This window comes from Salmonella sp. SAL00653, from assembly GCF_046552515.1.
Lineage (GTDB): Bacteria > Pseudomonadota > Gammaproteobacteria > Enterobacterales > Enterobacteriaceae > Salmonella > Salmonella enterica.
The window spans coordinates 44,287-57,234 of record NZ_JBGDTY010000014.1 but is presented as its reverse complement, the minus strand read 5'-3'; the positions used below and the strand labels follow the sequence as shown (position 1 = coordinate 57,234).

Here is a 12,948-nt window from a genome sequence, read left to right as displayed (position 1 = left end):
GCGAAAGCGGCCTTTTTTATGCGCGGAATATAAGGTGTCTGTAGGCCTGATAAACGTAGCGCCATCATGGGTTGTAATAATGTCGGATGGCGGCGTAAACGCCTTATCCGACCTACAGACAACCACAAATAACAGACGAAAAAAAGACGCTTTTCAGCGTCTCTTTTCTGGAATATTGGTACCGAGGACGGGACTTGAACCCGTAAGCCCTATTGGGCACTACCACCTCAAGGTAGCGTGTCTACCAATTCCACCACCTCGGCACGGATACTGCTATTAGCGCGGGATATCGCTGGCCGGCTGAGCCGGTGCAGCAGGTTGAGTCTGCTCGGTCTTCGCCGGCGCGCTCAGATTTTCCCACTCGCTTCCTTTATTGGTTTTATTGCTATTGATATTACCCAACACCAGACTGATGATGAAGAACAGCGTCGCCAATACCGCCGTCATTCGGGTCATGAAGTTACCAGAACCACTTGAACCAAATAGCGTAGCGGAAGCGCCTGCTCCGAAGGAGGCTCCCATATCAGCGCCTTTACCTTGCTGCAGCATGATCAGACCTACAAGGCCAATTGCCACAATAAGGAAAACAACTAAAAGAGCTTCGTACATAATCAACCTGTTCCTTGCGGAGTTGCCGCGTACCAATGCTTCTACCAATAAAGCGGGATTTTTACTGTTTCCCACTGAAGCGGGTGTGAATACTAACCAAAGCGAATGACCTTCGCAAGGGCAATTTAAGCGCATTGTATCAACTGCGGAAAAAAACAGCAAAAGCGTTGTTTTTTGCGGGCCGTAAGGCGGCAACCGCCGCCTTTTTAGTCACTTAAACGCTTAAACGGCTTTTACCGCATCCGCGATACGATGGGCGAATGCCGTAACCTGCGCTTCATCCTCGCCTTCCACCATCACGCGAATCAACGGTTCGGTACCGGATTTACGTAGCAGTACCCGCCCACGATTGCCGAGCGTGGCTTCTACGTCCGCCGTTACCGCTTTCACCGCTTCATTTTCCAGCGGATCGCCGCTACCGGCGGTGTAACGCACGTTAACCAGAATCTGCGGGAACATTTTCATACCGCTGCACAGATCGTGCAGACTCATATGATTACGCACCATCGCCGCCAGAACTTGTAGCCCCGCTACAATACCGTCGCCAGTGGTCGTTTTATCCAACAGAATAACGTGACCAGAGTTTTCCGCGCCGATGCGCCAGCCTTTTTCCTGCAATTTTTCCAGCACGTAGCGGTCGCCCACTTTCGCCCGGGAAAACGGAATGCCAAGCTGCTTGAGCGCCAGCTCCAGCCCCATATTGCTCATCAGCGTCCCCACCGCGCCGCCGCGCAGTTGCCCCTGGCGCAGCCCTTCGCGCGCGATGATATACATAATCTGATCGCCATCGACTTTATTGCCTTCATGGTCAACCATGATGACCCGGTCGCCGTCGCCGTCAAGCGCGATGCCGAGGTCCGCCTTCTCCGCCAACACGCGCGCCTGCAACGCGCGCACGTCGGTCGCGCCCACTTCTTCGTTAATGTTGACGCCGTTTGGCTCACAGCCGATGGCGATAACGGTCGCGCCCAGCTCGCGCAGCACATTCGGTGCGATATGGTAGGTAGCGCCGTTGGCGCAATCCACAACCACTTTCAGGCCATTGAGGCTCAGTTCGTTCGGGAAGGTGCCTTTACAGAACTCAATATAGCGTCCGGCGGCATCGACGATGCGGCTCGCTTTCCCCAGCTCGGCGGAGTCTACGCAGGTGATCTCTTTTTCCATTTCGGCTTCGATGGCTTCTTCCACATCGTCAGGCAGTTTCGTACCGTCGATAGAGAAGAATTTAATGCCGTTATCATAGAACGGGTTATGCGAAGCCGAGATAACGATACCCGCCTCCGCGCGGAAAGTCCGCGTCAGATAGGCGACGGCTGGCGTTGGCATAGGTCCGGTAAACGAGGCCGACAGCCCCGCAGCGGCAAGGCCCGCCTCCAGCGCGGACTCCAGCATATAGCCGGAAATACGCGTATCTTTACCGATAATGATTTTACGCGAGCCATGACGCGCCAGCACTTTTCCGGCAGCCCAACCCAGTTTAAGCACGAAATCAGGTGTAATGGGGGCATTGCCTACACGTCCGCGAATCCCATCGGTACCGAAATATTTACGATTACTCATAGCGTTTGTTTCCCTTTGCAGACAGAGTGGCTTCTACCACCCGCATCGCCTCTACGGTTTCTTTGACGTCATGGACGCGAATGATCTGCGCGCCCTGCATCGCGGCAATTACCGCGCACGCAAGGCTGCCGTTCAGACGGTCTGATGGTCCCACGTTAAGTAACTGACCAACCATCGTTTTACGTGACATGCCCACCAGCAGCGGCAGGTTAAAATGATGAAACTCACCCAGTCGCGCCAGTAAGGTATAATTGTGAGAGAGATTTTTACCGAAACCGAATCCGGGGTCGAGCAACAATTTCTCTTTTGCGATGCCGGCCTTCTCACAACGTGCTATTTGCTCAATAAAGTAGCGATTCACCTCGGCAAAGACATCGTCATATTTCGGCGCCTCCTGCATGGTTTTGGGGTTGCCCTGCATGTGCATAAGACTGACCGGCAAGCCGGTTTCCGCTGCCGCTTCCAACGCGCCGGGCTCGGAGAGCGAACGGACATCATTGATAATATGCGCGCCCGCCCTTGCCGCTTCACGGATCACCTCGGGTTTAGAGGTATCCACAGAAATCCACACTTCAAAACGTTGCGCGATTGCTTCCAGTACCGGAATAACGCGATCCAGCTCTTCTTCCACGCTCACTTCCGCCGCGCCTGGTCGCGTTGATTCCCCCCCCACATCAATAATTGTCGCCCCGGCATTCACCATTAAATTCGCATGTTTCACTGCCTCAATCAGCGTGTTATGCGCGCCGCCGTCGGAGAAAGAATCCGGCGTTACGTTCAGGATCCCCATAACATGCGGATGAGTGAGATCGAGCGTGGCGCCCTGAGCGAAGAGTTTCATGGTCAAAATCCCTGTTTTATTTATGGTGAGTTAAAAAAAGAAAAACCTCGGGGCAAGCCCCAGGGTTTCGGTGAGCGCTAAACATAATGTTGTACAACAAACGCTTATTTGTCGCCCAGCTGCTCTGACATCGTGTTGCCCGGGTTCGGCGTGCGTGGTTCATCAACCGGACGCGGCGCCTGAGGCGTACCATTGCTGTCAGAGTTATTGGTGCCGTTTGGATCTTCCCAGCCCGCAGGCGGACGCACTTCACGACGCGCCATCAGGTCATCAATCTGCGGCGCATCGATAGTTTCATATTTCATCAGCGCATCTTTCATCGCGTGCAGAATATCCATATTGTCAGTCAGGATCTGACGAGCGCGATTGTAGTTACGTTCAATCAGCGCTTTCACTTCCTGGTCGATGATACGCGCAGTTTCATCAGACATATGTTTCGCTTTTGCGACGCTACGGCCGAGGAATACTTCGCCCTCTTCTTCCGCATACAGCAACGGACCAAGTTTCTCCGAGAAGCCCCACTGGGTGACCATGTTACGCGCCAGGTTAGTCGCGACTTTAATGTCGTTCGACGCGCCGGTAGAAACATGCTCAACGCCGTAGATAATCTCTTCCGCCAGACGGCCGCCGTACAGCGTGCTGATTTGGCTTTCCAGCTTCTGACGGCTGGCGCTGATCGCGTCGCCTTCAGGTAGGAAGAAGGTCACGCCCAGCGCACGACCACGCGGGATAATCGTCACTTTGTGCACCGGATCGTGTTCCGGCACCAGGCGACCGATAATCGCGTGGCCCGCTTCGTGGTACGCGGTCGACTCTTTCTGCGCTTCCGTCATCACCATAGAGCGACGTTCGGCGCCCATCATGATTTTGTCTTTCGCTTTCTCGAACTCAACCATCGACACAACGCGCTTGTTACCACGAGCCGCAAACAGCGCCGCTTCGTTAACCAGGTTCGCCAGGTCAGCACCGGAGAAGCCCGGCGTACCGCGCGCAATGATCGCCGCATCAATGTCCGTCGCTAACGGTACGCGACGCATATGCACCTTCAGAATCTGCTCACGACCGCGAACATCCGGCAGACCGACCACAACCTGACGGTCAAAACGGCCTGGACGCAGCAACGCCGGGTCAAGGACGTCCGGACGGTTGGTTGCCGCGATAACGATGATACCTTCGTTACCTTCGAAGCCGTCCATCTCAACCAGCATCTGGTTCAACGTCTGCTCACGTTCATCGTGACCACCGCCCAGACCAGCGCCACGCTGGCGACCTACGGCGTCGATTTCATCGATGAAGATAATGCACGGCGCCGCTTTCTTGGCCTGTTCGAACATGTCACGCACACGAGATGCGCCGACACCGACGAACATTTCCACAAAGTCAGAACCGGAAATCGTAAAGAATGGCACCTTCGCTTCACCCGCAATGGCTTTTGCCAGCAGGGTTTTACCGGTACCCGGAGGGCCAACCATCAGCACGCCTTTCGGGATTTTACCGCCCAGCTTCTGGAAACGGCTCGGTTCACGCAGGTATTCGACCAGTTCCGCCACTTCTTCTTTCGCTTCGTCACAACCCGCGACGTCAGCAAACGTGGTTTTGATCTGATCTTCCGTCAGCATACGCGCCTTGCTCTTACCGAACGACATGGCGCCTTTGCCACCGCCGCCCTGCATCTGACGCATGAAGAAGATCCAGACGCCGATTAGCAACAGCATCGGGAACCAGGAAATGAAGATAGAAGCCAGCAGGCTTGGCTCTTCAGGTGGTTCGCCAACAACCTTGACGTTTTTAGTCAGCAGGTTATCAAGCAGCTTCGGATCATTAATCGGAATGTAAGTCGTGTAACGGTTACTATCTTTCTTGGTAACGTTGATCTCACGTCCGTTGATACGCGCTTCGCGAACCTGGTCCTGATTGACCTCTTGCAGGAAGGTAGAGTAATCCACCTTACGGCCATTAGACTCGCTGGGCCCAAAGCTCTGGAATACTGACATCAGCACAACGGCAATGACCAGCCAGAGTATTAGGTTTTTCGCCATGTCACTCAAGGGATTAACCTCTTATTACAACTGTGTTAAAAACAGCGTCAGGATACTCTATATCCAGTTTCTTTCAAACCTTACGTCTGAAATCTGCCGGTTATCACTTTCGCCCGGTCGCTACAATGTACACTTCACGCGAACGCGCACGCGAAGAGTCCGGCTTACGAACTTTAACCTTCGTAAACAGGGAGCGAATTTCCCTTAGATACTCATCGAAACCTTCGCCCTGGAACACCTTCACTACAAAACTTCCGCCTGGCGCCAGCACATCGCGGCACATCTCTAACGCCAGCTCCACCAGATACATGGCGCGGGGGATATCCACCGCCGGTGTTCCGCTCATGTTTGGTGCCATATCCGACATGACAACTTGTACTTTACTGTCACCCACGCGTTCCAGTAACGCTTTCATGACAAGTTCATCACGAAAATCGCCCTGAAGAAAGTCCACACCAACGATAGGATCCATAGGTAAAAGATCACAAGCGATGATGCGGCCTTTGCCGCCAATCTGCGTGACTACATACTGTGACCAGCCTCCTGGCGCAGCGCCGAGATCGACTACCGTCATTCCCGGCTTAAAAAGTTTGTCACTTTGCTGTATTTCATCAAGTTTAAACCAGGCACGGGAGCGTAGCCCCTTTTTCTGCGCCTGTTGAACATATTTATCGCTAAAGTGTTCATGAAGCCAGCGGCTTGAGCTGGCAGAACGCTTTTTACCTGTCATTTAACTTTCCCGTCGGGGCAGTTCATCGTAGCCAATGGCGTAAATTTCTACACGCCTATTTGGCGATATAAGGGAGATGGCGGTAGAATGACCCGTTTTCAATCCCAACGTAAGCAAAAATATACGATGAATCTGAGTACTAAACAAAAACAGCACCTAAAAGGTCTGGCACATCCGCTCAAGCCTGTTGTTATGCTTGGCAATAATGGTTTGACCGAAGGGGTACTGGCCGAGATTGAACAAGCGTTAGAGCACCATGAACTTATCAAGGTGAAAATCGCCTCGGAAGATCGCGAAACAAAAACCTTGATCGTGGACGCTATCGTGCGCGAAACCGGCGCCTGTAACGTACAGGTCATCGGTAAAACGCTGGTGCTGTATCGCCCAACTAAAGAGCGTAAAATCTCGCTGCCGCGTTAAGGATATCCTAAAGTCGAACACAAAATCTGTGTAAAACGAGGGGTTTTCCACGAGCAGGAGAGCAAAATGCCACGCTCTCTCCGTTGATAAAAGGCCGCTATGCGGCCTTTTTCCTTTCTTTACAATACACCAACAATTTGCGTATTGAGTACTGCTTAAAGGTATTCCACTTTAAGCACTTCGTATTCCACATCGCCGCCAGGCGTTTTGATCACCACGACGTCATCCTGCTCTTTGCCGATCAGACCGCGAGCGATTGGCGAGTTTACCGAAATGAGATTTTGCTTAAAATCCGCCTCATCATCGCCAACAATGCGGTAGGTCTGCTCTTCGTCGGTGTCCAGGTTCAGCACCGTGACGGTAGCGCCGAAAATCACGCGACCATTGTTCGGCATTTTAGTGACATCAATCACCTGCGCATTCGACAGTTTTGCTTCGATATCTTTAATGCGCCCTTCGCAGAAACCCTGCTGTTCGCGTGCAGCATGATACTCCGCGTTTTCTTTTAAATCGCCATGTTCGCGCGCTTCGGCGATAGCGGCGATGATTTCAGGACGGCGCACAGATTTCAGAAAATCCAGCTCTTCGCGCAGTTTTTCGGCTCCGCGTAAGGTCATCGGAATAGCTTGCATTTGTTATACCTCTTGAACATTCCTGTAGGGGGCAATGAACTCTACCCCGGCTGCTAAGCCAGCCCCGGCATATGCCATACCAGGGTCAGAAGCAAAAAAACACCAACCCGGGCGCGCAGTCCCAAGTCAGCTACAATTTCCTCTTTGATAACCATTTTACCCTGGAGTTCCCTATGGGTCATCGTTTACTTTTTAGGGCGTTGCGCCGTAGTATGACGGCTTGTTTCCAGGGTGTTAGCGCGAGATTATGCGATTTTCCAGATTTATCATCGGATTGACCACCAGTATAGCGTTCAGCGTTCAGGCCGCGAATATTGACGAATACATCAAACAGCTTCCGGCCGGCGCCAACCTCGCGCTGATGGTGCAAAAGATTGGCGCGCCCGCGCCGGCTATTGATTATCATAGTCAGCAGATGGCGCTTCCCGCCAGTACCCAAAAGGTGATTACCGCGCTGGCGGCGCTGATTCAACTCGGCCCGGATTTCCGTTTTACGACCACGCTGGAGACTAAAGGCAACGTCGATAACGGCATCCTGAAAGGTGACGTAATTGCGCGCTTCGGTGGCGATCCAACGCTAAAACGTCAGGATATTCGCAATATGGTCGCGACGCTGAAAAAGTCCGGCGTCACGCAAATCGACGGCAATGTGCTTATCGACACGTCGATTTTCGCCAGCCACGATAAAGCGCCAGGCTGGCCGTGGAACGACCTGACGCAGTGTTTCAGCGCGCCTCCCGCCGCCGCCATTGTTGACCGCAACTGTTTTTCTGTGTCGCTTTATAGCGCGCAAAAACCAAACGATTTAGCCTTTATTCGCGTGGCCTCTTATTATCCGGTAACGATGTTCAGCCAGGTACGGACTCTACCGCGCGGTTCGGCAGACGCGCAGTATTGCGAGTTGGATGTGGTGCCTGGCGATTTGAACCGTTATACGCTTACCGGCTGTTTACCACAGCGCGCCGACCCGCTGCCGCTGGCCTTTGCTATTCAGGACGGCGCCAGCTACGCGGGCGCGATCCTCAAGCAGGAACTGAAAGAGGCCGGGATAACTTACCGCGGCACGCTGCTGCGCCAGACGCAGGTTAACGAGCCCGGAACGATCGTCGCCAGTAAACAGTCGGCGCCACTGCACGATCTGCTTAAGATTATGCTGAAAAAGTCAGACAACATGATCGCCGATACTGTTTTTCGGATGATTGGTCATGTCAGGTTTAACGTGCCTGGCACCTGGCGGGCGGGATCGGATGCCGTTCGCCAGATTCTGCGCCAACAGGCGGGAATTGATATCGGCAATACCATTATTGCCGACGGTTCCGGTCTTTCTCGCCATAATCTGATCGCTCCCGCCACGATGATGCAGGTGCTGCAATATATCGCCCAACATGATAACGAGCTGAACTTTATCTCTATGCTGCCGCTGGCGGGCTATGATGGTTCATTACAATACCGCGCCGGGCTACATCAGGCGGGCGTAGACGGTAAGGTTTCGGCGAAAACCGGGTCACTGCAGGGCGTGTATAATCTGGCGGGCTTTATTACCACCGCAAGCGGGCAACGGATGGCATTTGTACAGTATTTGTCCGGCTACGCGGTTCCACCTACCGATCAGCGTAATCGCCGAATCCCGCTGGTACGCTTCGAGAGTCGGTTGTATAAGGATATTTATCAGACTAACTGAGTGCATTATTGCCGGATGGCGGCGCTAACGCGTCTTATCCGGCCTACAACGAACATAATAAAACGGGCCGCAAATGCGGCCCGTTGGCTTTTATAGGCCGGATAAGCGTTAGCGCCATCCGGCTACGAGATTAACGTTTGTAGATGAACTCGACGCCTTCTTCGTCGTCTTCATCCCAGTCGTCATCCCAGTCATCGTCTGCGTCTTCTTCCACTTCAGCCAACTGCTGGCGATGATAATCGTCCCACATGAACTCGACTTTTTCCGGCTGTTTTGCTTCTTCAGCCTGCGCGATCGGATTCTCGATGATAAAGGTCATCACATCCCAGCAGAGATCTTTCACCCCCAGCTGACTGGCAGCGGAAATCAGATAGTATTTCCCTTCCCAGCCCAACGCTTCGGCGATCGCTTTCGCTTTCTCTTCCGCTTCGGTTTTATCCATCAGATCGATCTTGTTGAACACTAACCAGCGCGGTTTAGCCGCCAGATCCTGGCTGTATTTTTCCAGTTCGCCAATAATGATACGGGCGTTTTCCACCGGATCGGAACCGTCGATCGGATCGATATCAATGAGGTGCAGCAGTACGCGGCAACGTTCGAGGTGCTTCAGGAAGCGAATCCCCAGGCCCGCGCCTTCCGCCGCGCCTTCGATCAACCCCGGAATGTCGGCCACCACAAAACTCTTTTCGCTGTCCATACGTACCACGCCCAGGCTCGGCACCAGCGTGGTAAACGGATAGTCCGCGACTTTCGGTTTTGCTGCCGATACCGCGCGAATGAACGTTGATTTACCGGCGTTTGGCATCCCCAGCATCCCGACATCCGCCAGCAGCATCAGTTCCAGCAGCAGGTCGCGCTTATCGCCCGGCGTACCATTGGTTTTCTGGCGCGGCGTACGGTTAACCGAGGATTTAAAACGGGTATTGCCTAACCCATGCCAGCCGCCCTTCGCGACCAACAGACGCTGACCGTGTTTGGTCATGTCGCCCATCGTTTCACCGGTTCCCTGGTCGATAACGCGCGTACCGACCGGCACTTTGATGGTCACGTCTTTACCGCGTTTACCGGTACAGTCGCGGCTCGCGCCATTCTGACCACGTTCAGCGCGGAACGATTTTTCAAAGCGGTAATCGATCAGCGTATTCAGGTTTTCATCGGCTTCCATCCAGACGTCGCCGCCGTCGCCGCCATCACCGCCGTCCGGGCCGCCTTTCGGGATATATTTTTCGCGGCGGAAGCTCACACAGCCATTACCGCCATCGCCTGCAACGACCAGAATCGATGCTTCATCAACAAACTTCATTTTATTCTCCGTAAATCATTCGCCTGAGCGGGGTTGCGAAACCACCGTTTCATGCTTGCGTAAACCACCCCAAATACGATGACCAATGGCGGAATACATCGCGCCCGCAACCACGACAAACGCACCGAGATAACCTAAAAGGTTTAACATCGGTCTGGCGAAGAAATCGGGCCAGGCCATAGATAAAAGATCTGAAAACAGCAGGGTAAATAGCGGTGTAAGCGTGATTATCGCGCTCACCTGCGCCGCCTGCCAACGCGCCATCGCTTCCGCCAGGGCGCCATATCCTACCAGCGTATTTAGCCCGCAGAAAATCAAACAGGCGAGCTGCCAGTCGCTCAGTTGCGCTATCACCATCGGTTTTGCCAGCGGCAAGAGCGCTATCGTACATAAAGTGTACAGTAAAAACAGGATCTGCTGCGAGGCCAGACGTCGCAATAATACTTTTTGCGCCACGCCATAGCTCACCCACACCATCGCCGCGCCTACGCCAAAAATAACGCCCCAGGTGTAGTCGGTCAGTCGGGTAAAAATCTCGATCAGACTGGTGTTAAAAAACATCACCAGCCCGCTCAATAACATCAGCGCGCCAATCACCTGCGTACCGCGCATCTTTTCTTTCAGAATAAAGACGCTGGCGACCATCATGCCAACCGGCGAAAGCTGGCCGATAACCTGCGACGCGGTTGGGCTTAAATATTGCAGGGAAGAACTGAACAAAATGAAATTACCGAACAGTCCGCAGGTCGCTATCGCCAATAACACCAACCAACGCGGCTTACGAAAAATACGCAGCGGCGGCAGCTTTCTTTTTACTGCCAGTATCGCCCCGAGGCCAATACTGGCCATTAAGAAGCGGTAGAAGACAATGGTTGAAGGCTCCATCACCTCCAGCACTTGCTTCATTGCTATTGGCAACGCTCCCCAGCACATCGCGGTAGTGAGCGCTAAAAGAATGCCAATGCCTGCCTGCTGCTTCATGCCGTGTTCCCTGCAAAGACCCGTTAACGGCATTCGCACAGCCACACGGGTATATTTTAGTCGGCCATCGAATGTAAAAAGCCCCGCAACAGGTGCGGGGCTTTCATCCGTTACCGGACCACAAAAAACTTACTCAGCAACGATGCTGATGTATTTACGGTTTTTCGGGCCTTTAACTTCGAATTTCACTTTACCGTCTGCTTTAGCAAACAGAGTGTGGTCACGACCGCAACCAACGTTGGTACCAGCGTGGAATTTAGTACCACGTTGACGAACGATGATGCTGCCTGCCAGAACTGCTTCACCGCCAAAGCGTTTTACGCCCAGACGTTTAGCTTCAGAATCGCGACCGTTACGAGTCGAGCCGCCAGCCTTTTTATGTGCCATTTAATCTGCTCCCCTAATCTTAAGCGCTGATGCCGGTAATTTTCACATCAGTGAACCACTGACGATGGCCCTGCTGCTTACGGTAGTGTTTACGGCGACGAAACTTAACGATTTTAACTTTCTCGCCACGACCGTGGGCAACAACTTCAGCTTTGATTACGCCGCCATCAACGAAAGGAACGCCGATTTTGACTTCTTCACCGTTTGCGATCATCAGAACTTCAGCGAACTCGATAGTTTCGCCAGTTGCGATGTCCAGCTTTTCCAGGCGAACGGTCTGACCTTCGCTTACTCGGTGTTGTTTACCACCACTTTGGAAAACCGCGTACATAAAAAACTCCGCTTCCGCGCACACCTTTCAATGATTCAGAGCGCGCTATAAATATTCACAATAGGGCGCGAATATTACGCAAATTGCACGGCTTTGACAAGTGCTACCATCAATACATGAAGAAAAAAAACACAACGCATACGGTAACGTTTATCTGCGGCGTTTTTTCAGTACAATCAGGGTATATTTCTAACCATAAACCCTACGTTACCTCATTCAGACATGGGATAATCGGGGCGATAAGCCCGGCTTTTGCGATGAATTTAGAAAAAATCAACGAGTTAACCGCGCAAGATATGGCGGGTGTCAATGCGACAATCCTTGAACAGCTTAATTCCGACGTTCAACTGATTAATCAGCTAGGATATTACATTATTAGCGGCGGCGGAAAACGCATTCGTCCGATGATTGCCGTTCTTGCCGCGCGTGCGGTGGGTTATCAGGGTAACGCGCACGTGACTATCGCCGCTCTGATCGAGTTTATCCACACGGCGACGCTGCTACATGATGATGTGGTGGATGAATCCGATATGCGTCGCGGCAAAGCGACGGCAAATGCCGCTTTCGGTAATGCCGCCAGCGTGTTGGTCGGCGACTTTATCTATACCCGCGCCTTCCAGATGATGACCAGCCTCGGCTCGTTAAAAGTGCTGGAAGTGATGTCGGAAGCGGTCAATGTGATTGCAGAAGGCGAAGTGCTGCAATTGATGAACGTGAATGACCCGGACATTACCGAAGAAAATTACATGCGGGTGATTTACAGTAAAACGGCCCGTCTGTTCGAAGCCGCCGCCCAGTGCTCCGGTATTCTTGCCGGTTGTACGCCTGAGCAAGAGAAAGGGTTGCAGGACTATGGCCGCTACCTTGGTACGGCTTTCCAGCTCATTGACGATCTGCTGGATTACAGTGCCGACGGCGAGCATCTCGGTAAAAATGTGGGTGATGACCTCAATGAGGGCAAACCTACCTTACCGTTGCTTCACGCCATGCGCCACGGTACGCCAGAACAGTCAGCGATGATCCGTACCGCTATTGAACAAGGTAATGGCCGTCATCTTCTGGAACCGGTTCTGGAAGCGATGACCACCTGCGGCTCGCTGGAATGGACGCGTCAGCGAGCGGAAGAAGAAGCCGACAAAGCGATATCCGCGTTGCAGATATTGCCGGATACCCCATGGCGTGAGGCGCTAATCGGTCTCGCACACATCGCGGTGCAGCGCGATCGTTGATGCCATTCTTTTATCCCGCGCACTGCGCGGGATATCCCATTAAGTTCTAATAAACTCCAGATACCCTATTGCCTGTCTTTTCGTATATTCATATACGGCTTCCCCTGGCATATTCTGAATATTGCCGCCACTTACATGAACTTTTTAGAACATTCCTTCACGAAGCGTTATAGTATCGAACGTCGTCGGGTTGTTAAAACCGTAA

13 protein-coding genes and 1 tRNA gene are annotated in these 12,948 nt (G+C 52.8%); 3 read left to right on the top strand and 11 right to left on the bottom strand.

Annotation, left to right across the window (positions count from 1 at the left end; all coding sequences use genetic code 11):
* Positions 1 to 176: 176 nt before the first annotated feature.
* From ACLJRU_RS16285 to rlmE, 6 genes are all read right to left on the bottom strand, one after another.
* Positions 177 to 263, bottom strand: a tRNA-Leu gene (locus ACLJRU_RS16285).
* A 13-nt stretch (positions 264 to 276) separates the two neighbouring features.
* A complete protein-coding gene (gene secG / locus ACLJRU_RS16280; RefSeq protein WP_000272679.1) occupies positions 277 to 609 on the bottom strand; it encodes a preprotein translocase subunit SecG in 333 nt (110 codons plus the stop codon).
* A 222-nt stretch (positions 610 to 831) separates the two neighbouring features.
* A complete protein-coding gene (gene glmM / locus ACLJRU_RS16275; protein ID WP_000071172.1) occupies positions 832 to 2,169 on the bottom strand; it encodes a phosphoglucosamine mutase in 1,338 nt (445 codons plus the stop codon).
* Entirely contained in the window at positions 2,162 to 3,010 is an 849-nt protein-coding gene (gene folP, locus ACLJRU_RS16270; RefSeq protein ID WP_000764711.1) for a dihydropteroate synthase, read from the bottom strand. Before folP ends, glmM begins: the two co-directional genes overlap by 8 nt.
* Before the next feature lie 104 nt (positions 3,011 to 3,114).
* Positions 3,115 to 5,049 (bottom strand): ATP-dependent zinc metalloprotease FtsH, encoded by a 1,935-nt coding sequence (ftsH, locus tag ACLJRU_RS16265; RefSeq protein ID WP_001107481.1) that lies wholly within the window; start codon positions 5,047 to 5,049, stop codon positions 3,115 to 3,117.
* Between the two features lie 103 nt (positions 5,050 to 5,152).
* Positions 5,153 to 5,779 (bottom strand): 23S rRNA (uridine(2552)-2'-O)-methyltransferase RlmE, encoded by a 627-nt coding sequence (gene rlmE, locus ACLJRU_RS16260; RefSeq protein ID WP_000145964.1) that lies wholly within the window; start codon positions 5,777 to 5,779, stop codon positions 5,153 to 5,155.
* Between the two features lie 126 nt (positions 5,780 to 5,905).
* Here rlmE and yhbY point away from each other — a divergent pair, with 126 nt between their 5' ends.
* Complete coding sequence (gene yhbY / locus ACLJRU_RS16255; RefSeq protein ID WP_001592995.1) at positions 5,906 to 6,199, top strand: ribosome assembly RNA-binding protein YhbY; 294 nt, start codon at positions 5,906 to 5,908, stop codon at positions 6,197 to 6,199.
* A gap of 155 nt (positions 6,200 to 6,354) precedes the next feature.
* Here the strand turns inward: yhbY and greA are convergent, their stop codons facing one another.
* A complete protein-coding gene (greA, locus tag ACLJRU_RS16250; protein WP_001148008.1) occupies positions 6,355 to 6,831 on the bottom strand; it encodes a transcription elongation factor GreA in 477 nt (158 codons plus the stop codon).
* Between the two features lie 247 nt (positions 6,832 to 7,078).
* Here greA and dacB point away from each other — a divergent pair, with 247 nt between their 5' ends.
* Positions 7,079 to 8,512 (top strand): serine-type D-Ala-D-Ala carboxypeptidase, encoded by a 1,434-nt coding sequence (gene dacB / locus ACLJRU_RS16245; RefSeq protein WP_001212683.1) that lies wholly within the window; start codon positions 7,079 to 7,081, stop codon positions 8,510 to 8,512.
* Between the two features lie 130 nt (positions 8,513 to 8,642).
* Here the strand turns inward: dacB and cgtA are convergent, their stop codons facing one another.
* The 4 genes from cgtA to rplU form a co-directional block, all read right to left on the bottom strand.
* A complete protein-coding gene (gene cgtA / locus ACLJRU_RS16240) occupies positions 8,643 to 9,815 on the bottom strand; it encodes an Obg family GTPase CgtA (protein WP_000673556.1) in 1,173 nt (390 codons plus the stop codon).
* A 15-nt stretch (positions 9,816 to 9,830) separates the two neighbouring features.
* Complete coding sequence (locus ACLJRU_RS16235; RefSeq protein ID WP_000813052.1) at positions 9,831 to 10,796, bottom strand: DMT family transporter; 966 nt, start codon at positions 10,794 to 10,796, stop codon at positions 9,831 to 9,833.
* 129 nt (positions 10,797 to 10,925) lie between these two features.
* Entirely contained in the window at positions 10,926 to 11,183 is a 258-nt protein-coding gene (rpmA, locus tag ACLJRU_RS16230; RefSeq protein WP_000940593.1) for a 50S ribosomal protein L27, read from the bottom strand.
* A 19-nt stretch (positions 11,184 to 11,202) separates the two neighbouring features.
* On the bottom strand, positions 11,203 to 11,514 hold the full coding sequence (gene rplU, locus ACLJRU_RS16225) for a 50S ribosomal protein L21 (protein WP_000271396.1): 312 nt from the start codon (positions 11,512 to 11,514) through the stop codon (positions 11,203 to 11,205).
* A 257-nt stretch (positions 11,515 to 11,771) separates the two neighbouring features.
* Between rplU and ispB the strand changes: the two genes are divergently transcribed.
* Positions 11,772 to 12,743 (top strand): octaprenyl diphosphate synthase, encoded by a 972-nt coding sequence (gene ispB / locus ACLJRU_RS16220; protein WP_001047354.1) that lies wholly within the window; start codon positions 11,772 to 11,774, stop codon positions 12,741 to 12,743.
* Positions 12,744 to 12,948 lie beyond the last annotated feature (205 nt).

Excerpts from the sequence above, each read along its gene's own strand:
- secG (WP_000272679.1), bottom strand. The coding sequence starts at position 609 with ATGTACGAAGCTCTTTTAGTTGTTTTCCTTATTGTGGCAATTGGCCTT.
- yhbY (WP_001592995.1), top strand. The coding sequence starts at position 5,906 with ATGAATCTGAGTACTAAACAAAAACAGCACCTAAAAGGTCTGGCACAT.
- ftsH (WP_001107481.1), bottom strand. The coding sequence starts at position 5,049 with ATGGCGAAAAACCTAATACTCTGGCTGGTCATTGCCGTTGTGCTGATG.
- glmM (WP_000071172.1), bottom strand. The coding sequence starts at position 2,169 with ATGAGTAATCGTAAATATTTCGGTACCGATGGGATTCGCGGACGTGTA.
- greA (WP_001148008.1), bottom strand. The coding sequence starts at position 6,831 with ATGCAAGCTATTCCGATGACCTTACGCGGAGCCGAAAAACTGCGCGAA.
- dacB (WP_001212683.1), top strand. The coding sequence starts at position 7,079 with ATGCGATTTTCCAGATTTATCATCGGATTGACCACCAGTATAGCGTTC.
- rpmA (WP_000940593.1), bottom strand. The coding sequence starts at position 11,183 with ATGGCACATAAAAAGGCTGGCGGCTCGACTCGTAACGGTCGCGATTCT.
- folP (WP_000764711.1), bottom strand. The coding sequence starts at position 3,010 with ATGAAACTCTTCGCTCAGGGCGCCACGCTCGATCTCACTCATCCGCAT.
- cgtA (WP_000673556.1), bottom strand. The coding sequence starts at position 9,815 with ATGAAGTTTGTTGATGAAGCATCGATTCTGGTCGTTGCAGGCGATGGC.
- rplU (WP_000271396.1), bottom strand. The coding sequence starts at position 11,514 with ATGTACGCGGTTTTCCAAAGTGGTGGTAAACAACACCGAGTAAGCGAA.
- ACLJRU_RS16235 (WP_000813052.1), bottom strand. The coding sequence starts at position 10,796 with ATGAAGCAGCAGGCAGGCATTGGCATTCTTTTAGCGCTCACTACCGCG.
- ispB (WP_001047354.1), top strand. The coding sequence starts at position 11,772 with ATGAATTTAGAAAAAATCAACGAGTTAACCGCGCAAGATATGGCGGGT.
- rlmE (WP_000145964.1), bottom strand. The coding sequence starts at position 5,779 with ATGACAGGTAAAAAGCGTTCTGCCAGCTCAAGCCGCTGGCTTCATGAA.